Raw genomic sequence first — 21,308 nt, 5'->3', positions numbered from 1 at the left:
GCGCTTTTCAAAAGTGACCCGCTGTAAGAGCGGAACCCTAAGTGGCCGTTACCTAAATAACGGATATGTACACCATCAGCCCCCAAAAGCATCCCGCAAAAACCCCGGCGCGATATACCGCTGATAATGCGCCTCAGACAAAATGAAAAACTCCCGGTCAATGGCATCCCGCAAATCCGGCAACCCCCACTCCCGAAACTCCGGCATCAGCACCATGCCATACGCCTCCAGATGGGTAATCACCCTCGACCCCCGGGCAATCAACTGATACGCCCAGCAGTACTCCGACTGATGCGGCACAAACCGAATCTTGCGCTGCTCCAACTGCCCACGCAGCATTTTCGGGTCAAACACCTCAAGCTTCCCGGCCATCACCTGCACCAACAACTGCTCCAGCCGCAGCCAAACCGCTCGTTTTTCTTCCTCGTTATAACCGTTCCACTGAATCACCTCATGGTGAAACCGCTTACACCCCCGGCACACAAGATCGCCGTAAACCGTGGAGCACAGGCCTACGCAAGGGGTCTTGATGGTTTGATTAGACATGATCGACAACACAAATCAGCGAAACAGTTGCACATGTTAGCCCTTTGTCTAAGGTTGATCACCCTGCAAACTTGGCAAGGCAACTTACGTTTAGAAATTTTTTGCCGTAGAATCATCCGGCCTTGTAAGGCGCCAATAATCCGTTGGAAGCTGTTTTCAAAGCGTCACGAGCACAGTCGTTCCTAAAGAACGGTGTTGGCGATGGTTATTTACCCGGTAAATAGCCAGCGCCAACCCTCATCAGCTCCGTTCTGCAGGCGTAAAACTTTGAAAGCAGCTTCTGTGAGGATTGCCGGCAGCGCTGGCTCTACGGCCCAAAAAGCCCCTGAGCGCATGCGTGCCGTGCATTTCTGGATGAGCGTCCCGTGGGACCACTGATGAGGGTAATAACTGTGCTTGAAGCCTACCGCAAACATATCGAAGAGCGTGCAGCCCTGGGTATCGTTCCCCAGCCGCTTAACGCCGAACAAACCGCAGGCCTGGTCGAGCTGCTGAAAAATCCTCCGGCTGGCGAAGAAGAATTCCTCGTTGACCTGATCACCAACCGCATTCCACCAGGCGTTGACGAAGCTGCCTACGTCAAGGCCGGTTTCCTGTCTGCCCTGGCCAAGGGCGAAGCCACTTCCCCTCTGATCGACAAGAAACGCGCTGTTGAACTGCTCGGCACCATGCAAGGCGGCTACAACATCGTGACTTTGGTCGAGCTGCTGGACGACGCCACCCTGGCTCCCGTCGCTGCCGCCCAACTCAAGCACACCCTGCTGATGTTCGATGCCTTCCACGACGTCGCGGAAAAAGCCAAGAACGGCAACCAGCACGCCAAAGACGTGATCCAGTCCTGGGCCGACGGCGAGTGGTTCAAGAACCGCCCGACCCTGGCCGACAAGATCAGCCTGCGCGTGTTCAAGGTGACGGGCGAAACCAACACCGACGACCTGTCCCCTGCCCCGGACGCCTGGTCCCGTCCTGACATCCCGCTGCACGCCCTGGCCATGCTGAAAATGGCCCGTGAAGGCATCGTGCCGGATGAGCAAGGCAAAACCGGCCCGATGAAGCAGATCGAAGAAATGCGCGGCCAAGGCTTCCCGATCGCCTACGTCGGTGACGTGGTCGGTACCGGTTCGTCGCGTAAATCGGCTACCAACTCGGTGCTGTGGTTCTTCGGCGACGACGTTCCTTACGTGCCGAACAAGCGCGCTGGCGGCTTCTGCTTCGGCAGCAAGATCGCTCCCATCTTCTACAACACCATGGAAGATGCTGGCGCACTGCCAATCGAATTCGACGTCACCAACATGAACATGGGCGACGTGATCGACCTGTACCCGCATGCTGGCAAAGTCACCAAGCACAACAGCGATGAAGTCCTGACCACCTTCGAAATGAAGACCCCGGTCCTGTTGGACGAAGTCCGTGCTGGCGGTCGTATCCCGCTGATCATCGGCCGTGGCCTGACCGAGAAGGCTCGCGTTGAGCTGGGTCTGCCGCCTTCGACCCTGTTCAAACTGCCGGAAGCTCCGGCTGAAAGCGACAAGGGCTACACCCTGGCGCAGAAAATGGTCGGCAAGGCCTGCGGCGTGGCTGGCGTTCGTCCAGGCACCTACTGCGAACCGAAGATGACCACCGTGGGCTCCCAGGACACCACCGGTCCTATGACCCGTGACGAACTGAAAGACCTGGCGTGCCTGGGCTTCTCGACCGATCTGGTAATGCAGTCGTTCTGCCATACCGCGGCCTATCCAAAGCCGATCGACGTGACCACCCACCACACCCTGCCTGACTTCATCATGACCCGTGGCGGTGTATCGCTGCGTCCAGGCGACGGCATCATCCACAGCTGGCTGAACCGTATGCTGCTGCCGGACACCGTCGGTACCGGTGGTGACTCCCACACCCGTTTCCCAATGGGCATTTCGTTCCCGGCCGGTTCCGGCCTGGTAGCGTTCGCCGCAGCCACTGGCGTTATGCCACTGGACATGCCGGAATCGATCCTGGTGCGCTTCAAAGGCGAAATGCAGCCTGGCATCACCCTGCGTGACCTGGTTCACGCCATTCCTTACTACGCGATCCAGGCTGGCCTGCTGACCGTAGAGAAGAAAGGCAAGAAGAACGCGTTCTCCGGCCGCATCCTGGAAATCGAAGGCCTGGACAACCTGAGCATCGAACAGGCTTTCGAGCTGTCCGACGCCTCGGCTGAACGTTCGGCTGCCGGTTGCACCATCAAGCTGTCGAAAGAATCCATCACCGAGTACCTGAACTCCAACATCACCCTGCTGCGCTGGATGATCGGTGAAGGCTACGGCGATGCGCGTACCCTGGAACGTCGTGCCCAAGCGATGGAAGCCTGGGTTGCCAACCCTGAGCTGATGGTTGCCGATGCCGATGCCGAATACGCTGAAATCATCGAAATCGACCTGGCCGACATCAAGGAGCCTGTGCTCTGCGCGCCAAACGATCCGGACGACGCCCGTCTGCTGTCCAGCGTTGCTGGCGAGAAGATCGACGAAGTGTTCATCGGTTCGTGCATGACCAACATCGGTCACTTCCGCGCTGCCGGTAAACTGCTGGATCAGGTCAAGGGTCAGCTGCCAACCCGTCTGTGGCTGTCGCCGCCGACCAAGATGGACGCTCACCAACTGACCGAAGAAGGCTACTACGGCATCTACGGCAAGGCTGGCGCGCGCATGGAAATGCCGGGCTGCTCGCTGTGCATGGGTAACCAGGCACGTGTAGAGCCGAACTCGACCGTTGTGTCGACTTCCACCCGTAACTTCCCGAACCGTCTGGGTGATGGCGCAAACGTCTACCTGGCTTCGGCTGAGCTGGCGTCGGTGGCTTCCATCCTGGGTCGCCTGCCGACCGTCGAGGAGTACATGGAATACGCCGCGAAGATCAACACCATGGCCAGCGACGTGTATCGCTACCTGAGTTTTGACCAGATCGCCGAGTTCCGTGAAGCTGCTGCAAACGCCAACATCCCGGTCATTCAAGCCTAAGGCTTAATTTCCGGTCAGAAAAACGCCGCGTATCGTCAGATGCGCGGCGTTTTTTTATGCGCCTCGATTGAGGCCCAGACTTTCTCCTGCGCCTGGGTGCAGGGTGTGCCTTGCGGGTGCGCCTGGATCGTTGCGATCACTGCGCGTAACTCTGCCTTGCTTTGGTCCATACGCGCCTGAAGCTCTTCTATTTGCACAATCTTGTGCTCCAGCCTGAAGACCATCTGCGCCCGCTTGGCCTCACTCGGTGAGTCGTCCGGCATCAGCGCCTTCAATTCCTGCAAGCTGAAACCCGCCCGCTGTGCGCCCTGGATCAATTGCAGCGCCTGCAGTGTCTGCATCGAATAACGACGGTATCCGTTGCCTTGCCGCTCAACCTGGATCAGCCCCTGGGCCTCGTAATAGCGGATCTTCGAAGCAGCCAGCCCACTGCGTTGCGCCAGTTCACCAATATTCATCGCCGACCCCATTGACCTTAAAGTGACCTTTAAGCTTAGCCTGAACGTTCCCTTTGTGAGGAGTCAAGCATGTCGCCCTTTGAAGCGTTGCAATTGCCCAACGGCCAGGTCATCAGTAACCGCATCGCCAAGGCGGCGATGGAAGAGAACATGGCGCAGGTCAACCAGGCGCCTTCCGAGGCCTTGATGCGCCTGTATCAAGCCTGGGCCGAAGGCGAACCCGGGCTGATCCTGACCGGCAACGTGATGATCGACCGCCGCGCCATGACCGGCCCCGGCGGCGTGGTGCTGGAAGACGAACGCCACCTGGACGAGTTTCGCCGCTGGGCCGCGATTGGCCGGGCCAAGGGTGCGCAATTCTGGGTCCAGCTCAACCACCCGGGCCGGCAGACCATGGCCAACCTCGGCCAGCAAGCAATGGCGCCCTCGGCCGTTCCCCTCGACCTCGGCGGCTTCTCGAAGATGTTCGCCCAGCCCAAGGCGATGACCGAGAAGGATATACAGGACGTCATCTCGCGCTTCGCCACCAGCGCGCGTCTCGCCGAAAAAGCCGGTTTCAGCGGTGCGCAGATCCATGCGGCCCACGGCTATCTGATCAGCCAGTTTCTCTCGCCCTTGAGCAACCAGCGCACGGACCGCTGGGGCGGCAGCCTGGAAAACCGCGCACGTCTGCTGCTGGAAGTGATCACGGCCGTGCGCGCCGCCGTGAGCCCGCACTTCTGCGTGGCGGTAAAACTCAACTCCGCGGACTTCCAGCGCGGCGGGTTTGACGCCGCCGACGCCCGCGCCGTGGTCGAGTTGCTCAACCCGCTGGCCATCGACCTGCTGGAGTTGTCCGGCGGCAGCTACGAAGCCCCGGCCATGCAAGGCGAGGCTCGCGACGGGCGCACTCTGGCCCGCGAAGCCTATTTCATCGAGATGGCCAGCGACCTGGCGAAAGTCGCCAGCATGCCGGTGATGGTCACCGGCGGCATTCGCCGTTTGCCAATCGTCCAGCAAGTCCTGGACAGCGGCATCGCCATGGCCGGAATCGCCACCGCCCTGACCCTGGAGCCGCACCTGATCAAGCAATGGCGCGCAGGCCGCGATCTCAACCCGCAACTGCCGGCCATCCGCTGGAAGCGCAAACCCCTGGCCAGCCTGGCGACCATGGCAGTGGTGCGTTATCAGTTACGCCGCCTGAGCCGTGGCCGCCAGCCGAAACCTGGGGTGGCGCCGCTGCTGGCGCTGATCAAGGACCAACTGTTTATCGCCCGGCGCACCCGCCAATATCGCGCTGCGATGACCAATTCTTCATATTGAGCGGGGAGCATTCAGCGCCATGGAACTGTCCTCTACTGATCAGCAGCTTTTTACACTCACTGACGATTGGAGTTCTTCATGGCGAAAATCACCCTGGCCCAGCAATTGGCGACCACCCTTGAACAGGCGGGCATCAAGCGCATCTGGGGCCTGACCGGCGACAGCCTCAACGGCCTGACCGACTCTCTGCGCACCATGGACAGCATCGAGTGGATGCACGTGCGCCACGAAGAAGTGGCCGCGTTTGCCGCCGGTGCCGAAGCGGCGGCCACCGGTGAACTGACCGTATGCGCCGGCAGCTGCGGCCCCGGGAACCTGCACTTGATCAATGGCCTGTTCGACTGCCATCGCAACCATGTGCCGGTGCTGGCCATCGCTGCACAGATCCCCTCCTCCGAGATCGGCCTGAACTACTTTCAGGAAACCCATCCCCAGGAACTGTTCAAGGAGTGCAGCCACTTTATCGAGCTGGTGACCAACCCCGAACAGATGCCCCACGTGCTGCACCGCGCCATGCGCTCGGCGATCCTCAATCGCGGCGTGGCGGTGGTGGTGATTCCGGGCGATGTGTCGTTGCTGGAAGTGGAAGACAAGTTCAAACCGTGGCCGGCCCTGCTGGCGCCGCGCACCCTGCCGGCAGAACAGGACCTGCAACGCCTCACTGAGATCCTCGAAAACAGCGGCAAAGTCACCCTGCTGTGCGGCAGCGGCTGTGCCGGCGCCCACGATGAAGTGGTAGCCCTGGCCGACGCCCTCGGTGCACCGGTGGTTCACGCCCTGCGTGGCAAGGAGCATGTGGAGTGGGACAACCCGTTCGACGTCGGCATGACCGGCCTGATCGGCTTCAGCTCCGGTTACCACGCCATGCTCAACTGCGACACGCTGATCATGCTCGGCACCGACTTCCCGTATCGCCAGTTCTACCCGACTGACGCGAAGATCATCCAGGTCGACCGCAACCCGCAGGCATTGGGCCGACGTGCCACGCTGGACTTGGGGATTGCTGCCGACGTCAGCGAAACGATTCAAGCGCTGTTGCCGCGCCTGACCCGCAAGACGGATCGCAGCTTCCTCGAAACCTCGCTCAAGCATTATGAGAAAGCGCGCCAAGGCTTGGATGACCTGGCGGAACCGTCAAAGGCTGGCCGGCCGATTCATCCGCAATACGTAGCGCGCCTGCTCAGTGAGCTGGCGGACGACGATGCGATTTTCACCGCCGACGTTGGCTCGCCTACGGTGTGGGCAGCGCGCTACCTGAAGATGAACGGCAAGCGCCGGCTGATTGGCTCGTTCAACCATGGCTCGATGGCCAACGCCATGCCCCAGGCCATCGGCGCACAAGCGGCATTTCCCGGGCGTCAGGTGATTTCGATGTCTGGCGACGGTGGCTTTACCATGCTGATGGGCGACTTCATCAGCCTGGCTCAGTTGAACCTGCCGGTGAAATTGGTGGTGTTCAACAACTCGTCCCTGGGCTTTGTCGCCATGGAGATGAAGGCTGCGGGCTATCTGGACACCGGCACCGAACTGAAAAACCCGGACTTTGCCGCCATGTCCAACGCCATGGGCATCCTCGGCATTCGTGTCGAGCAATCCGAAGACCTCGAGCCGGCCCTGCGCCGCGCCCTGGCCCATGACGGCCCGGTGCTGGTGGACGTGGTCACCGCCACCCAGGAACTGGTGATGCCACCGAGCATCAAGCTCGAACAGGCCAAGGGCTTCAGCCTGTACATGCTCAAGGCGGTGATGAGCGGGCGTGGTGATGAAGTGATCGAGCTGGCGAAAACCAACTGGCTCAGATAAGTCCCGCCACTGTAGGAGCGAGCTTGCTCGCGAAGATCGTTAACGATGACGCGGGCTATTTGAAAGCTCGCGTCGCCTGGACGTTCTTCGCGAGCAAGCTCGCTCCTACAGGTTACTTATGCGCTCTGTTTTTCCACCCACTTGCCGTAGGCATCGATGAACGCCTGCAAAAACGGCTTGGTCTTTTCCGACACCTTCCCCGACTCGTCGAACACACTGCCCGCGCCGCCCAGGTAGGCTTCCGGCTGCTGCATGCACGGCACATCAAGGAACACCAACGACTGGCGCAAATGGTGATTGGCCCCAAAACCGCCGATGGCGCCGGGGGACACACTGATCACTGCGCCCGGTTTGCCGCTGAAGACACTTTGGCCATAAGGACGTGAACCGACGTCAATCGCATTCTTCAATACACCCGGCACGGAGCGGTTGTATTCGGGCGTCACAAACAGCACCGCGTCGGATGAACGCACGTGTTGACGGAAAGTACTGTAGGCTGCCGGCGGTGCAGCGCCGTCGATGTCCTCGTTGTAGAGCGGCAAATCGCCAATTTCGACAATGTTCAACTTGAGGTTGGCGGGCGCCAACTCGGCCAATGCCAGGGCGACCTTGCGGTTGATCGACTCTTTTCTCAAGCTGCCGACCAGTACGGCAATCGTGTAGACCTTGCTCATTGGGGTTTCCCGGTTTCTGACTTAAGGAACTTGTAGTTATAAAGCCTGGCCGGCGCGATCACCAGCGCGTTTTTGCAATCCCCAGGGACGTTAACGCCGCAGATGGACTTGTAAGTAATGTCTGAAAAAGTCAACGAATAGTATTTTTTTTCAATAGGTAAACTACCCCGCTCTCCTACGGTCTACAGAACCGCAAATCGAGTGTTTATCTCCAGAGGTTCTAAACAGATGGCAGCAGTACTTGTCGGACAGTTCCATGCCAGAGACGCAGAAGGTCGCGTTTATTCGGTGCATGAGTTCCAGGAATCCAACCCGCCCCTCGACGGCCTGGCTGGATCGGCGCCCACCACCACCTACAAGCTGGCCATTGGCGACCGCGTAGAAAAACTGGATGGCGATGAATTCAGATTGATTCAGTCGGGCACCATCATCACCCGCGAATCCGCAACGACCCACGCTTCATAAGACCTTATTCCCCATAGGCGATATCAACATTATCGCCGACGCCTCCCAGTGTTCGGTCCTTGCCGAACGAGAACAGATCAAAGTTGGTTTTGGCCTGGCTGGGAGGACAGTGGTACTGATAGGCCACGCCCCAGGGGTCTGTCAGCATGTCCTCATCCTTGAGATAGGGCCCCCGCCACTTCCCTTCCCCCGCAGGCTTAACAGTCAACACCGCCAGACCCTCGTCGTCGGTAGGATAACGCCCCACATCCTGATGAAACTGCTCGACCGCCTTGCCCAGCTCTTTCAGTTGGACCTTGGCCGTGGCGATTTCCGACTGAGTCACGTCGCCGAAGATCCGCGGCCCCACCGCAACCGCCAGCACCCCGACAATCAGTACCACCACCAGCAGGTCCCACAACGAAAACCCGCGTGTGTCTGTTTTACCGAGCATCGATAAGGCTCCCCCATGGATCCCCTGATTGATACGCCCTTTGTATGACCTGCTGGTTGCAGGCGCCAAGGGACTTGATCGTGCAAGTCTAGTTGGGCCGTTCCCGCGCAGGGTCTTTTTTCCACACCCTGGCCTGAGCCATTGAATCCACGTCGTACTGAACATAGACTCCGGCCATGCGTTTACGTCATATCGAAGTCATTCAAGCGATTTTGCAGACCGGACACCTCGGCACCGCCGCCGAATGGTTGCAACTCCCCGTGGCCGATGTGGACGCGACCCTCAAGGATGCCGAGTTGCAATTGGGTTTCATGCTGTTCGCCAGTGTGCGCGGACGCTTGCAGGCCACCCGGGAAACCCTCGAGCTGCAGGGCGAAATCGCCCGCCTCTATGCCGCCCTCGAGCCGGTGCAACGCCTGGCCAGCAGCCTGAAACACCATCATGCCCCGCCCTTGCGCGCACTGTGCACCCCGCCGCTGGCCAATCAATTGTTGCCCCAGGCGATTGCGGTGCTGCGCCGACGTTTTCAAGATACGCCGTGCAACCTCTCCAGCCACTCCACCCGGGACATCGTCAAAAGCCTGCTGCTGCACGAAGCCGACCTCGGCCTGAGCCTGCACGACCCGGAACATCCGCAGATCCACAGCACGCCACTGGCCCACGGTAAACTGCAATTGCTCGCGCCCCATGGCTGGCTGAAGCCTCGGCAGAAGTACATTGCGCTACAGGAACTGGCCGGGCAGTCGATGATCGGCCTTGAAGGCCAGGACCCGCTGAGCCGCCTGCTGGACAGCAAGCTGCAAGCCCTGCGCCCGCTGCCGGTGGTGCAAACCCGGGTGCAGACGTACCAGATGATGCGCAGCATGGTGGAAGCCGGGGAAGGCCTGGCGATTGTCGACCCGTTCACCGCCACCGGTGCACGGGAAGCCGGGCTCGATGCGTGCCCGTTGTCACCACCGATGGGCGTGACCTTGTATGCCTTGACCCTGAAAGACAGCGAAGCGTCTCCCGCCTTGAATGCGCTGCTGGAGATTGTCACCGAGAAGGCGGAAAGCCTGCTGACCAGTACGCTTCCCTGAATGTGGGAGCTGTCGAGCCCTGGCGAGGCTGCGAAGGCGGCGGCATCGTCGATAAATAGGTTGCCTGACACACCGCCATCGCGGCCTCGCTGGGGCTCGACGGCTCCCACAGGGGATCGGGGGAAGTCTGGGAGTTGTATGTTTGGTCGCAAGCACTCGGGTTGCGCAAATCGAATGTGGGAGCTGTCGAGCTTTAGCGAGGCCGCGAAGGCGGCGGCATAGCCGATAAATAGGTTGCCTGACACACCGCTATCGCGGCCTCGCTGGGGCTCGACGGCTCTCACTGGGGATCGGGGGGAGTTTGGTAGTTGTGTGTTTGATCGCAAGTACTCGGCTTGCGCAAATCGAATGTGGGAGCTGTCGAGCTTTAGCGAGGCTGCGATGGCGGCGGCATAGCCGATAAATAGGTTGCCTGACACACCGCTATCGCGGCCTCGCTGGGGCTCGACGGCTCCCACAGGGGATCGGGCGAAGTCTGGGAGTTGTGTGTTTGATCGCAAGCACTCGGGTTGCGCAGATCGAATGTGGGAGCTGTCGAGCTTTAGCGAGGCTGCGAAGGCGGCGGCATAGCCGATAAATAGGTTGCCTGACACACCGCTATCGCGGCCTCGCTGGGGCTCGACGGCTCCCACAGGGGGCGGGGGAAGTCTGGGGGTTGTGTGTTCAGTCGCAAGTACTTGGGTTGCGCAAATCGAATGTGGGAGCTGTCGAGCCCTGGCGAGGCTGCGAAGGCGGCGGCACAGTCGATAAAGAGTTTGCCTGACACACCGCTATCGCGGCCTCGCTGGGGCTCGACGGCTCCCACAGGGGATCGGGGGGAGTTTGGGGGTTGGGTGTTTAATCGCAAGTACTTGGCTTGCGCAAATCGAATGTAGGAGCTGCCTCGCTAAAGCTCGGCAGCTCCTACAGTTGATCGGTGAAGCTCAGACCGCTTCCAGTTCTGTCTTGAACAACCGATACCAGAAAATCGCCACTTCACGGGTCTGCGGATCAATCCCGCGATAGCGCAGGTGGTCGATTCCGCCCATCACATACCCGCAGCGCTCATACAACCGGCAGGCACCAAGGTTGTTGTTCTGGGTTTCCAGCATCATCCCCGGCAGGTTTTTCTTGCGGCTCCAGAATTGCGCCACGTCCAGCAACGCCTTGGCCACCCCGTGGCGCCGCGCCGGCAATACCACCGCCAGCTCGTCCACATGGGCAAAGCCGTTCCAGTTGGTGCTGACCACGATGTGCCCAACGGGCCGGTCATCCAGGTACGCCATGAACACAGCACTGTCGGCCGCGTCACGGAAGCTGGCGAATTCCTCGGGGTCGATGCCGTAGCATTTGCGGTACGGCACGATACGCTCCACCGCCCACTGATCGACGCGCTTGCCCATTTCCGGCACACCGTAGGCGTTGACCTCAAAGCTGAAGTCGTTACCCCACACGTAGGCGTCAAATCCCTCATCAGCCACACGGACACTGAGACCCGGGTACTTCGGGTTCATTACAGCTTGCATAAACATTCTTAACCCTTGATGCAATCGACGGTGTAACAGCGACCATTGCCGTCATCTTCGTGTTGCAGTCCATGAACATCGGCGACAAAGCCGGGGAAACTACTGTCGAACGTCCTGGCAAACGCCAGGTAATCAATGATCGAGCGCGTCGACTCGGTGAACCGCTCACCCGGCATGATCAACGGAATGCCCGGCGGGTAAGGCACCAGCATGACCGCTGCAACGCGTCCTGGCAAAGCGTCGATGGACACCGCCTCGACTTCGCCCTTGACCAGCAGGTCGTAGGCGTCGGCCGGTTTCATGGCGATTTCCGGCAAGACCGTGTACATCCGCTTCAGGTGCTTGGCCGTGGCATTGCTGCGGTAGCAGCTGTGCAACTGGTCACACAAGTCCTTCAACCCCAGCCCTTGATACCGCACCGGGCCCTGCTGAAACACCGATGGCAAACAGACAGCAAGGCTCACGTTGGCGTCATAACTGCGCTTGAATTCCAGCAATTCGGTGAGCAGGGTACTCCACTTGCCTTTGGTGATGCCCATGGAAAACAGCACGAGGAACGAATACAGCCCGGTCTTTTCCACCACCAGCCCACGCTCCCAGAGGAATTTACTGACCACTGCGGCGGGGATTCCGCACTCGCTCAAGGCGCCGCCGGCGTTCAGGCCGGGCATCACCAGGGTGACCTTTATCGGGTCCAGCAGCACATAGTCTTCGGCGATATCGCCAAAGCCATGCCAGTCGGCCTGGGGTTGCAGCAGCCAGTCCGCCGTCACCACCCGGTCAATGCCCGCCACCAGCGGCGGCTGCCAGATGGAGAACCACCAGTCTTCGGCGGCAATATGCTGGCGCAGGTTGGCCAGGGCGCGACGAAAGCTCAGGGCCTCGTCAAACATCTCTTGCAGCAACGACCGCCCCGCCGGCCCTTCCATCATTGCCGACGCCACATCCAGGGAGGCGATGATGCTGTACTGCGGCGAGGTGGAAATGTGCATCATGAACGCTTCGTTGAAGCGGTCGCGGTCGAGCTTGCGCGCCCCACCATCCTGCACATGGATCATCGACGCCTGGCTGAACGCCGCCAGCAGCTTGTGTGTGGAGTGCGTGGTGAACACCAGCGGGCTGTCGACCGTGCGCGAGGTACCCATGCCGTAGCGCCCGGCGAAGAACTCATGAAACGCCGCGTAGGCGTACCACGCCTCGTCAAAGTGCAGCACCTCGACACTGTTGCCCAGTTGCAGCTTGATCAGCTCGGCGTTGTAGCACAGGCCGTCGTAGGTGGAATTAGTCACCACTGCCAGCTTGACCTTGGCCGGTCGCCCTCGGGTCAGTGGGCTGGCCTCGATCTTGGCGCGGATCGACTCGGGGCTGAACTCGCTCAGGGGAATCGGCCCGATGATCCCCAGTTCATTGCGCTCCGGGCACAGGTACAACGGAATGGCGCCGGTCATGATGATCGAATGCAGTACCGACTTGTGGCAGTTGCGGTCCACCAGCACCAGGTCATCCCGGCCAACCATCGAGTGCCAGACAATCTTGTTGGCCGTGGACGTGCCATTGATCACGAAGTAGGTGTGATCCGCGCCGAAGTTGCGCGCCGCACGGGCCTCGGCCTCGGCCAGCGGGCCGGTGTGGTCCAGCAGCGAGCCCAATTCCGGCACCGACACTGACAAGTCCGAACGCAGGGTATTTTCCCCGAAGAACTGATGAAACGCCTGCCCCACCGGGCTTTTGCGATAGGCCACGCCACCGCCATGGCCGGGGGTGTGCCAGGAATAATTCGAGTCCGCCGTGTGTTGCACCAGCGCCTTGAAGAATGGCGGCAACAGGCCATCCAGGTAAGCCCGCGCGGCCCGTGCGACTTGCCGCGCGAGAAACGGCACGGTGTCTTCAAACAGGTAAAGAATGCCCCGCAATTGATTGAGTTCGCTCATGGCGTCGGCCGGGGCGTTTTCCAGGGTGACTTGCTCACCCAGGGCAAAGATCGGCAGGTTCGGCGCCCGCACCCGCGCCAGGCGGATCAGCTCCACCATGTTTTGCATCAGGTGGGTATTTTCCCCGGCGCCCTCGGCGGCGATCAGCATGCAGGCCAGGCCGTGATGGGTCGAAGCCACCAGGCGCCCCTCGGCGTAGTCCACCGCCGAAAAGATACTGAAGCCCTCCTGTTCCAGCTCCCGGGCAATGCCCCGGACGCGGTCGCCGGCAACGGTGTCGGCCTTGATGTCGCGGTGTACGATCAGAACCGGGAACTTCAGGTCTTTGTACATGAGCGCTTGGCGTCCTGAGGGCTATGCCTTCAGGGTAGAAGCTCGGAGCGCATGTGGCGAATGAAGATGTTCAACCCGCCTTCATAAAGCCCCCCTGATGACCTCCCGCAACAGCAACGCCGCCTCCACCGCCTGCTGGCGTGTCGCCAGGTTGGTGAAACCCATCAACAGCCCTTGCTGGCGACCCGTTTCGATGCTCCAGCCAGACAGTGCCTGAATCCCCAGCCCCGCGTCGGCGGCGTGGGACGCAACCACCTGATCAGAGACCTCCACCCGCAACCGCGCCAACAAATTGATCCCACCGGACTGTTCATCGACCTGCAAAAACTCCCCGCAATGACTGTTCAGCGCATCCACCAGAAAGCCGCGCCGCTGGGTGTAGAGCTGGCGCATTTTTTTCAGGTGGCGGGTGAAATGGCCCTGGTCGAGAAAGTCGGCGGTGGTGGCTTGCAGCAACTCGGCACTGCGGTTTTGCAGGACGCGGGCGCTGGCCTCAAATGCCGGCAGCAACGCCTGCGGCACCACCAAATAGCCCAGCCGCAACCCCGGGAACAGCATCTTGCTGAAGCTGCCCGAGTAAATCACCCGGTCCGCCGTGTCCTGGCTTTTGAGCGCCGCCAAGGGCTGGCCCTTGTAACGAAACTCACTGTCGTAGTCGTCCTCCACCACCCAGCCGCCATGGACCTGCGCCCAGTCGAGCAGGCTACGGCGCCGGGTGACACTGAGGGCGACACCCAGCGGGCTTTGGTGAGCCGGCGTGACAATCGCCAGCCGCGCCTTTGGAGCACGCCGTACGCCCTCCTCGACATCGAGCCCGTCACGGTCGACCGGCACCGGCATTAACTTCACCCCCAAGTGGAGCAACAACTGCCGCGCATGCAAATAGCCCGGGTCTTCGAACCAGCACTGCTGGCCTGCCATCTGCAACGCATCACACACCAGCGCGAGGCACGCCGAGTAACCGGCACACACGAACACCTGCTCCGGCGAGCACGCCACGCCACGGTACAGCGCCAGGTATTGAGCAATCGCCACACGCAGCGACCGGGCACCACGCACGTCACCCATGGCCAGGCTGTTGACGTCGACACGCCGGACCTGCCGGGTGACCAGGCGCGCCCATAACTTGCGCGGAAAGCTATCGAGTGCCGGCAAGCCCAGTTGCAACAGGCGCGGCGCAGAGGTCGGCGCCAAGGTCTGCGATTCGACCGCCAGCGACTTGATTGACCGCTGCGGCAACGCATCGGCCACCACCGTTCCCGCTTGCCCGCGCGCCAGGAAGAACCCCTCGCTGACCAGCAACTGGTAGGCGGTCTCCACGGTGCCCCGGGCCACCTTCAGCTCCTGGGCCAGGCTGCGCACCGACGGCACCCGTTCGCCAGGACGCAGTTGGCCCTGATCAATGGCCTGGCGAAAGCGCCGGTAAATCTCCTGGTATTTGGGCAGTGACGACATCGTTATCCGGCTCACAGTGAATCAGCGCTGGAGTCTGATCTTGTCCCAACCCGCTTGTCCATTCTTGGCCCTATTGAGCCGGCGACCAGGCCGCCAAACTGACGACATCACTTCACCACAGCAAGGAACACAGCATGCAACACCGTCTCGACTACGCCCAGGCAGCGCCCGCCGGCTACAAGGCCCTTGGTTCGGTGCACAGCTACATCCACGGCTGCGGCCTGGAGAAGGAGTTGATTGACCTGGTGTACCTGCGGGTTTCCCAACTCAACGGTTGCGCCTACTGCCTGGACTCCCATTCCCGCGACCTGCTCAAACAGGGCGTGAGCCTGGAAAAGCTGATGCTGCTGGCCGCATGGCGCGAAGCCTTGCCGTTGTTCACCCCGCGTGAATGTGGCGCGTTAGCTTGGGCCGAGTCGGTCACCCAGGTCGCACAAACCGAGGTGCCGGACGAACACTATGCCGAGGCCAAGGCCGTCTTCGATGACAAGGAAATTGCCGACCTGACCCTGGCTATCGCCCTGATGAACGCCCTGAACCGCGTCGCCATCAGCTTTCGCAAAGTCCCTGCCGCCGTAAAAGCGCACATTGAGCACGGCAACCATGAATGACGCTGTTGAGTTTGTGCACATCGAAAGCGACGCCGACTGCCTGGCCTGCTTTGCCGTCATGCAGCAACTGCGGCCAAAGCTCGAAGACCCGCACGCCTTTGCCCAGCAGATCCAGCGCCAGCGGGAAAACGGCTACCGCCTGCTGGCCGCCCGGGAAAACGGCCAGGTGCTGGGCCTGGCCGGTTACCGCCTGACGGAAAACCTGCTGTATGGCCGCTTTATCTACGTCGATGACCTGGTAGTAGACGCTTCCCTGCAACGCCGACGCCTGGGCGAACGGCTGCTGGATCAGGTACGCCAGCACACCCGCCGCCTGGGTTATCGCTACCTGGTGCTGGACACCGGCATGCACATGGCCTTGGCCCAGCGCTTCTATTTCCGCCAGGGCCTGCTGCCGCTGGGGATGCACTTTTCCCAGGATCTGAACCAATGACCCGCGCCCTGCTGCTGAGTTTCAGCCCCCACGGCAAGGCGGCCCAGACCTTCCGCCTGGCCCGCGCCCTGCTCCGTGAACAGGCGCCCGAGGCCGAAGTGGTCGAGCGCGACTACGGCGGCCAGGCCCTGCCACCGCTGACCCGGGAATACGCCAACGCACTGACCACGCCTGGCGGGCTCAGTGGCGCGGCAACGGCGCTGTCCGAGCAACTGATCGTCGAGCTTGAGGCTTGTGACCTGCTGATTATCTGCACCCCGGTGCACAACTTCACGGTGCCGGCAGCGCTTAAGTGCTGGATCGATCATGTGGTGCGTATCCACCGCAGTTTCACCGTCAGCCCGCAGTTTGAAAAAGTCGCCTTGCTCCAGGACCGGCCAACCTTTGTGCTGGTCAGTTCCGGAAGTTCGCGAAAAAACCGTGAACCCGACTTCCTCACGTCTTATCTGCAGGCGATCCTCGGCACCGTGGGCATCCGCACTGTGGAGTTCGCCTATCTGGGCGCCATGGTCCGTGGCGAAGCCGCCGTGCAGCGCAGCCTGGAACAGGCCCAACAGCAGTTGTCCGGGGCTTTTTACCGGCAAGCGGGAGCCCAAGCGGCAATCAGCTCTGGCGCGTAAAATTAATGGCGCTAGAATCAGCGCCATTTCCACGCCCGCCTCCCTGACACGAGCCACCCATGAGCTTTGATTTCGACACGATCCACTCCCGCCTCGGCACCGGCAGCACCAAGTGGAGTCGTTACCCGCAAGACGTTCTGCCGATGTGGATTGCCGACATGGACATCGCCGCGCCACCGGCCGTGCTTCAGGCGTTGCACGAGCGCCTGGGTCAGCAGATCCTCGGCTACAGCGTGGCCTGCGATGGCGTGCGTGAGGCGATCGTCGCCGATTTGTGGGCCAAGTACGCCTGGCGCGTCCAGCCGAATGAGCTGCTGTTTTTGCCGGGTGTCGAGCCTGGTTTCAACATGGCGTTGCACGCGTTTGTGCAGCCTGGGCAACCGGTGGTGTTGCAAACCCCCAACTACCGCCCGATTCGCCTGGCCCCTGGCCACTGGAACTTGCCGAAGATCGAAGTGCCGTTTGAGTTGAGTGCCGAGGGCGAGTACCTCACGCCGTTGCCAGCGATGCGTGACGCACTCAAAGGTGCCGGCGCGCTGCTGTTGAGCAACCCGCACAACCCGATGGGCAAGGTCTTCCCCCGCGAAGAACTGCTGGCGGTGGCCACCGCCTGCCTGGACCAGGGCGCGTTGATCGTCTCCGATGAAATCCACGCCGAGCTGTGTTTTGACGGCCGTCGGCATATCCCCACCGCCAGCCTCAGCCCGGAAATCGCCCAGCGCACCATCACCCTGATGTCGGCGAGCAAGGCGTACAACGTGGCCGGGCTGAAGACCTGCTTTGCGGTGATCCAGAACCCCGAGATCCGCGAGCGCTTCAATAACGCCCGCTGCGGCATGGTCGACAGTGTCAGCCCGCTGGGCCTGGAAGCCACCCGTGCGGCCTATAGCGACTGCGGCGACTGGCTGCAAGCGCTGGTGGCCTACCTGCAAGCCAACCGCGATTACCTGCTCAATGCCGTGCAAACCCGCCTGCCTGGCGTGGTGATGCATGCGCCCCAAGGCACTTATCTGGCCTGGCTGGATTGCAGCGCCCTGGGCCTGGACGACCCGCAACAGTTCTTCCTCGACCAGGCGAAAGTCGGCCTCAGCGCCGGCCTGGAATTCGGCGATGACAGCCAACAGTTCGTGCGCCTGAACTTCGGCTGCCCGCGGGCCATGCTGGAAGAAGGCATTGCCCGCATGGAACGCAGCCTGCGTCACCGTTAAGGCGCAATTCACAACTTTTCGCAACGACCGCCGAACCCCTGCTGTTACTGTTTTTGCCGATTCGTCCCACCGGTAACAGCAGGAGTTCCATGGCATGACGACCCAGCCGCTCAACCGCTCGCCCGACCCCAAAGCCCTCCCCCTTACACCGCCCAAGTCCGGCGCGGCGTTCCATGTGCTGCTCAAGAACAGCGCCAATAACAAGAAGGTGGAGGCCGGCGACAAAACCGCGCAAGGGCTCGCTGCCAGCAAGGAACAAGGCTATGAACTGGCCGCCAAGGACGCCGCACCACCGGCCAGCCTGGGCGATTACAAGGCCATCGGCCCGGCAGATGAAGTCGGCCCCGGCCTGATCCGTTATGAAACCCAGGACGGCAAGAAAGTCATCGTCAGCGAAAAAGACAGCCCCGAGCTGTTCAAGCAAGTCAGTGCCGACTTCAAGGCACTGTCCGGCGTCAACGCCAGCGAAGCCGCCGGTTACCAGCGCCTGGGTGGCGATGCTACGGCCCCGGAAAAACTCGGCGACTACAAATCCCTCGGCCCACCCGACGAAACCGGCCCCGGCGTGATTCGCTACGAAACCCAGGACGGCAACAAGTTCGTCATCAGCCAGCGAGACAACCCCGAGGCCTTCCAGAAAGCCAAGGAAGCCTATGAAAGCTTCACCGGCCTGGGCAGCAGCGAAGACGCCGGCTACAAGCGCGCCAGCGACAACGAAGTGTGGCCGCCCTACGCCGGCACCACCGTCGGCCCCAAGGATGAAGTCGGCCCCGGCCTGATCCGCTTTGAAAGCAATGGTCAGAAAATGGTCGTGGCCCGCGACGACAACCCCAAGCTGTTCGACTACCTGGCGGGCCTGCATGAGGTCTACACCAACCCCGACAAAAAGGCCGCCGTGGAGTCCGCGCTCAACGACGGCTCGAGCCTGGCAGACGCCAATACCAAGCCGCCGGAACTGAATGACTACAAGGGCTTTGGCTGGATCGAAGGCCAGCAAGGCAACGTGCTGACCTACGAAACCCACGACGGCACCAAGGTCGTCGTATCGGCCGACGTCAGCCCGGAACTGTTCAAGAGCGTGGCCACCGCCCAGGACACCTGGAGCAAGATCCACAGCAGTGAAGACGCCGGCTACAAGCTGGCCGGCCCGAATGACTTCCTGAAAAACACCGACATCACCTTCGGCTCGCCCGACGAGCTGGGGGACGGCCTGATCCGCTATGAAACCAGCGAAGGCAAGGTCATCGTCTCCAAGGAACTCAGCCCGCAGCTCTACGACGAAGTGGTTGCCAAGTGGGAAGCCTGGAGCGCCGGCACCGTCGACGAGACCCGCGCCAAGTACAACCTGCCGAGCAACGACGAGCTCGACGTGCTCAACCTCGACACCGGCGTGCATGCCGACAAGGACGACGACAAATCGCCGACCCAGAGCGTCAGCGAGCTGGCCACCACCGAACTGATCGACACCTACCGCGCCGGCGTCAAGGACGGCTCGATTCCCAAGGACGACCCACGGGCCAAACTGGTCCGCGCCCTGGAAGCCCAGGCCGCCTACCAGAACGGCCATGGCATCACCGGCTACGAAGAATCCAAGCGCCCGTTCAACACCACCTGGCGCGAGTTCGATGACAAGCAGACCGAACTCACCTCCGCCGACATGCACGACATCATCGACGGCAAGGCGGTGCAGGAGCAGATCGGGGAGCTGTTCAAAGACCCGACCGTGCAGGCCGACTACAAGGCCAAGATGGACGACGCCATCAGCCACCTGCCCAACAAGGACGAGATCAAACAGAAGCTCCTCGACCTGACCAGCAACCCCGACTACGTGCTCTACCTCAAGGACCTGCAAAAACAGGGCAAGAGCCACGAAGCCCAGCAAGACCTGAGCAACACCCTCACGTCCCTGTCGCTGTTCGACCCGGAAGCCGCCACCAAGGCCGCGCAGAACATCCAGGCCGACGGTCTCACCACCGACCTCAACGAGATCCTCTCGGACCCGAGCAAGATCTCCGACGAGAACAAGGAACTGGCCACCAAGGACCTGTTCGGCCTGCTCAAGGGCGTGCTCAAGGGCAACCTGCTGGACCTGCCGCGCCGCAGCCAGGAAGTGCTGGAGAAATTCCTCAACGAGGGCCTGGAGGGCAAGGAGAAATCCTCGGCCGTGACCAAGGCCCTGGAAGAACTCGGCGACGTCTACAAGAACAGCGGCACCATCAGCGAAGCCGACGTGAAAACCGCCCTGAGCAAACCGTACATCCCGGTGGCGGATCGCGGCATGCTCGGCGAAGTGTTCAACACCCTCAACAGCAAAGGCATCCTCGGCTCGATGGGCGCGGGTGTCAGCCTGTTCTCGGGGATTTATCAACTGGTGGGCAAAGGCGGCAAGCTCGGCGAAACCCCGGCCCAACGCATGACCATCGCCAAGGACTTCCTGAGTTTTGCCGGCGGCGCGAGCCACTTCGTCAAGCTCGGCGACAAGATCGGCGAAGCCCTGGGCAAGGGCGGCCTGGTGGACTTCCTCGGCCTGGACAAGACCCTGCCGGAAATCTGGGGCAAGGAAGGTGCGGCCGGTAAAGTCATCGACTTCAGCAAGCCCACCGAGATCGACTCAAAGATCAGCAAGGAGATCGCCGCCGCGCTGGACGCGGTTCCCGACAGCCAGTACGACGGCGTCGCCAAGCTGTTTGGCGAGGGCGACAAGGCGGTGACGGAAGCCACCGAAGGCCTCGCCACCCACCTGGATGACGGCCTCAAGGCAGCCGGCGCGGCCAAGCTTGGCGCCTCCCAATCGGCGAAGATCGCCGGTTCCGTGATCAAGGTGCTGGGCCCGGCGACGGATATCGCCGGTGGTTTTGCCGACATTGTGCTCGGCGCCCTGGCGATCAAAAGCGGCGTAGACAGCAAAGACCCCCTGGCTCAGGCCGCAGGTGGCTTGCAGGTAGCGGGCGGTGCGTTCGGCGCGTCGGCGGGTGTATTGGGGGCGGCGGCGCTGTTTGGCGCAGGCACGGCGGCGGCGCTGACCGGGCCGCTGTTCCTGGTGGGCGTGGTGTTGGCGGTGGTGGGCGGAATCATCGGCTACTTCGTCGACCACAACAAAAAACAGAAGGCCTCCGAGAAGGAAAACGACTGGTACCGCGACCTGGCCGGCGACGGTTTGTTGCAGGACAACTGGGCGGACAAAGTCGAATACGCCCACTACGAAATCCACCATTACCACGGCCGCGACACGCCGACCGATGACAGCCTGTTCCGCTTCCAGCAATCGGAGTGGGAGCATTTCGACTCGACACCCCAAAGTGGCGGCTCGTCGAGCAACCGGCTGGATGGGGATTTGCACAAGGACTACAAGGACCCGAGTGAAACGCCCAAGGCACTGCCCGATGCTTCGGATGAGAAGCCGGGGTCGCGTCCATCAGGAGGCGGCCCTCGGCTCAACTAACCTTCCAACGGCTGTAT

At 61.4% G+C, this 21,308-nt stretch carries 17 protein-coding genes; 10 read left to right on the top strand and 7 right to left on the bottom strand.

Going from position 1 to position 21,308, the window contains the following annotated elements:
* Window positions 1–75 precede the first annotated feature (75 nt).
* Window positions 76–546, bottom strand: a complete 471-nt coding sequence (locus SNL23_RS04370; RefSeq protein ID WP_076013382.1) for a DUF1289 domain-containing protein — start codon at window positions 544–546, stop codon at window positions 76–78.
* A gap of 392 nt (window positions 547–938) precedes the next feature.
* Between SNL23_RS04370 and acnB the strand changes: the two genes are divergently transcribed.
* Window positions 939–3,539: a bifunctional aconitate hydratase 2/2-methylisocitrate dehydratase gene (acnB, locus tag SNL23_RS04365; RefSeq protein ID WP_167664463.1), complete on the top strand. Its 2,601-nt coding sequence runs from the start codon at window positions 939–941 to the stop codon at window positions 3,537–3,539.
* 35 nt (window positions 3,540–3,574) lie between these two features.
* Here acnB and SNL23_RS04360 read toward each other — a convergent pair whose 3' ends face one another.
* Entirely contained in the window at window positions 3,575–3,997 is a 423-nt protein-coding gene (locus SNL23_RS04360; protein WP_076013380.1) for a MerR family transcriptional regulator, read from the bottom strand.
* 69 nt (window positions 3,998–4,066) lie between these two features.
* On the opposite strand from SNL23_RS04360, the gene SNL23_RS04355 reads away from it, so the two are divergent.
* Both SNL23_RS04355 and poxB read left to right on the top strand, forming a co-directional pair.
* Window positions 4,067–5,299, top strand: a complete 1,233-nt coding sequence (locus SNL23_RS04355) for an NADH:flavin oxidoreductase/NADH oxidase family protein (protein WP_318301707.1) — start codon at window positions 4,067–4,069, stop codon at window positions 5,297–5,299.
* 78 nt (window positions 5,300–5,377) lie between these two features.
* Window positions 5,378–7,102 (top strand): ubiquinone-dependent pyruvate dehydrogenase, encoded by a 1,725-nt coding sequence (gene poxB, locus SNL23_RS04350; protein WP_076013378.1) that lies wholly within the window; start codon window positions 5,378–5,380, stop codon window positions 7,100–7,102.
* 116 nt (window positions 7,103–7,218) lie between these two features.
* Here the strand turns inward: poxB and SNL23_RS04340 are convergent, their stop codons facing one another.
* On the bottom strand, window positions 7,219–7,776 hold the full coding sequence (locus SNL23_RS04340; protein WP_076013377.1) for an NADPH-dependent FMN reductase: 558 nt from the start codon (window positions 7,774–7,776) through the stop codon (window positions 7,219–7,221).
* 228 nt (window positions 7,777–8,004) lie between these two features.
* Between SNL23_RS04340 and SNL23_RS04335 the strand changes: the two genes are divergently transcribed.
* Complete coding sequence (locus SNL23_RS04335) at window positions 8,005–8,241, top strand: hypothetical protein (RefSeq protein WP_076013376.1); 237 nt, start codon at window positions 8,005–8,007, stop codon at window positions 8,239–8,241.
* Window positions 8,242–8,245: 4 nt separating this feature from the next.
* Here SNL23_RS04335 and gspG read toward each other — a convergent pair whose 3' ends face one another.
* Complete coding sequence (gene gspG, locus SNL23_RS04330; RefSeq protein ID WP_076013375.1) at window positions 8,246–8,674, bottom strand: type II secretion system major pseudopilin GspG; 429 nt, start codon at window positions 8,672–8,674, stop codon at window positions 8,246–8,248.
* A 176-nt stretch (window positions 8,675–8,850) separates the two neighbouring features.
* Between gspG and SNL23_RS04325 the strand changes: the two genes are divergently transcribed.
* The gene (locus tag SNL23_RS04325; protein WP_318301706.1) at window positions 8,851–9,753 is read left to right on the top strand and encodes a LysR substrate-binding domain-containing protein; all 903 of its coding nucleotides are present in this window, start codon (window positions 8,851–8,853) and stop codon (window positions 9,751–9,753) included.
* 923 nt (window positions 9,754–10,676) lie between these two features.
* Here the strand turns inward: SNL23_RS04325 and SNL23_RS04320 are convergent.
* The 3 genes from SNL23_RS04320 to pdxR form a co-directional block, all read right to left on the bottom strand.
* The gene (locus tag SNL23_RS04320) at window positions 10,677–11,246 is read right to left on the bottom strand and encodes a GNAT family N-acetyltransferase (protein WP_017480421.1); all 570 of its coding nucleotides are present in this window, start codon (window positions 11,244–11,246) and stop codon (window positions 10,677–10,679) included.
* Between the two features lie 20 nt (window positions 11,247–11,266).
* Window positions 11,267–13,522, bottom strand: a complete 2,256-nt coding sequence (locus SNL23_RS04315; protein ID WP_076013373.1) for an Orn/Lys/Arg decarboxylase N-terminal domain-containing protein — start codon at window positions 13,520–13,522, stop codon at window positions 11,267–11,269.
* 81 nt (window positions 13,523–13,603) lie between these two features.
* A complete protein-coding gene (gene pdxR, locus SNL23_RS04310; protein WP_318301705.1) occupies window positions 13,604–14,977 on the bottom strand; it encodes a MocR-like pyridoxine biosynthesis transcription factor PdxR in 1,374 nt (457 codons plus the stop codon).
* 134 nt (window positions 14,978–15,111) lie between these two features.
* Here pdxR and SNL23_RS04305 point away from each other — a divergent pair, with 134 nt between their 5' ends.
* The 5 genes from SNL23_RS04305 to SNL23_RS04285 all read left to right on the top strand — a co-directional run bounded on the left by SNL23_RS04305 (window position 15,112) and on the right by SNL23_RS04285 (window position 21,291).
* On the top strand, window positions 15,112–15,588 hold the full coding sequence (locus SNL23_RS04305) for a carboxymuconolactone decarboxylase family protein (RefSeq protein ID WP_318301704.1): 477 nt from the start codon (window positions 15,112–15,114) through the stop codon (window positions 15,586–15,588).
* On the top strand, window positions 15,581–16,021 hold the full coding sequence (locus SNL23_RS04300; protein ID WP_201142904.1) for a GNAT family N-acetyltransferase: 441 nt from the start codon (window positions 15,581–15,583) through the stop codon (window positions 16,019–16,021). Before SNL23_RS04305 ends, SNL23_RS04300 begins: the two co-directional genes overlap by 8 nt.
* A complete protein-coding gene (locus tag SNL23_RS04295; RefSeq protein WP_318301703.1) occupies window positions 16,018–16,641 on the top strand; it encodes an FMN-dependent NADH-azoreductase in 624 nt (207 codons plus the stop codon). Before SNL23_RS04300 ends, SNL23_RS04295 begins: the two co-directional genes overlap by 4 nt.
* A gap of 59 nt (window positions 16,642–16,700) precedes the next feature.
* The gene (locus SNL23_RS04290; RefSeq protein ID WP_318301702.1) at window positions 16,701–17,849 is read left to right on the top strand and encodes a MalY/PatB family protein; all 1,149 of its coding nucleotides are present in this window, start codon (window positions 16,701–16,703) and stop codon (window positions 17,847–17,849) included.
* Between the two features lie 94 nt (window positions 17,850–17,943).
* Window positions 17,944–21,291 (top strand): hypothetical protein, encoded by a 3,348-nt coding sequence (locus SNL23_RS04285; RefSeq protein ID WP_076013367.1) that lies wholly within the window; start codon window positions 17,944–17,946, stop codon window positions 21,289–21,291.
* Window positions 21,292–21,308 lie beyond the last annotated feature (17 nt).

It is taken from the genome of Pseudomonas sp. SED1, from assembly GCF_034044025.1.
Lineage (GTDB): Bacteria > Pseudomonadota > Gammaproteobacteria > Pseudomonadales > Pseudomonadaceae > Aquipseudomonas.
This window is presented reverse-complemented; position numbering and strand designations above follow the sequence as displayed.

Coding starts and splice junctions, on each gene's coding strand:
- gspG (WP_076013375.1), bottom strand. CDS start 8,674: ATGCTCGGTAAAACAGACACACGCGGGTTTTCGTTGTGGGACCTGCTG.
- pdxR (WP_318301705.1), bottom strand. CDS start 14,977: ATGTCGTCACTGCCCAAATACCAGGAGATTTACCGGCGCTTTCGCCAG.
- SNL23_RS04355 (WP_318301707.1), top strand. CDS start 4,067: ATGTCGCCCTTTGAAGCGTTGCAATTGCCCAACGGCCAGGTCATCAGT.
- SNL23_RS04320 (WP_017480421.1), bottom strand. CDS start 11,246: ATGAACCCGAAGTACCCGGGTCTCAGTGTCCGTGTGGCTGATGAGGGA.
- SNL23_RS04285 (WP_076013367.1), top strand. CDS start 17,944: ATGACGACCCAGCCGCTCAACCGCTCGCCCGACCCCAAAGCCCTCCCC.
- SNL23_RS04360 (WP_076013380.1), bottom strand. CDS start 3,997: ATGAATATTGGTGAACTGGCGCAACGCAGTGGGCTGGCTGCTTCGAAG.
- SNL23_RS04340 (WP_076013377.1), bottom strand. CDS start 7,776: ATGAGCAAGGTCTACACGATTGCCGTACTGGTCGGCAGCTTGAGAAAA.
- SNL23_RS04370 (WP_076013382.1), bottom strand. CDS start 546: ATGTCTAATCAAACCATCAAGACCCCTTGCGTAGGCCTGTGCTCCACG.
- SNL23_RS04335 (WP_076013376.1), top strand. CDS start 8,005: ATGGCAGCAGTACTTGTCGGACAGTTCCATGCCAGAGACGCAGAAGGT.
- SNL23_RS04295 (WP_318301703.1), top strand. CDS start 16,018: ATGACCCGCGCCCTGCTGCTGAGTTTCAGCCCCCACGGCAAGGCGGCC.
- SNL23_RS04305 (WP_318301704.1), top strand. CDS start 15,112: ATGCAACACCGTCTCGACTACGCCCAGGCAGCGCCCGCCGGCTACAAG.
- poxB (WP_076013378.1), top strand. CDS start 5,378: ATGGCGAAAATCACCCTGGCCCAGCAATTGGCGACCACCCTTGAACAG.
- SNL23_RS04325 (WP_318301706.1), top strand. CDS start 8,851: ATGCGTTTACGTCATATCGAAGTCATTCAAGCGATTTTGCAGACCGGA.
- SNL23_RS04300 (WP_201142904.1), top strand. CDS start 15,581: ATGAATGACGCTGTTGAGTTTGTGCACATCGAAAGCGACGCCGACTGC.
- SNL23_RS04290 (WP_318301702.1), top strand. CDS start 16,701: ATGAGCTTTGATTTCGACACGATCCACTCCCGCCTCGGCACCGGCAGC.
- SNL23_RS04315 (WP_076013373.1), bottom strand. CDS start 13,522: ATGTACAAAGACCTGAAGTTCCCGGTTCTGATCGTACACCGCGACATC.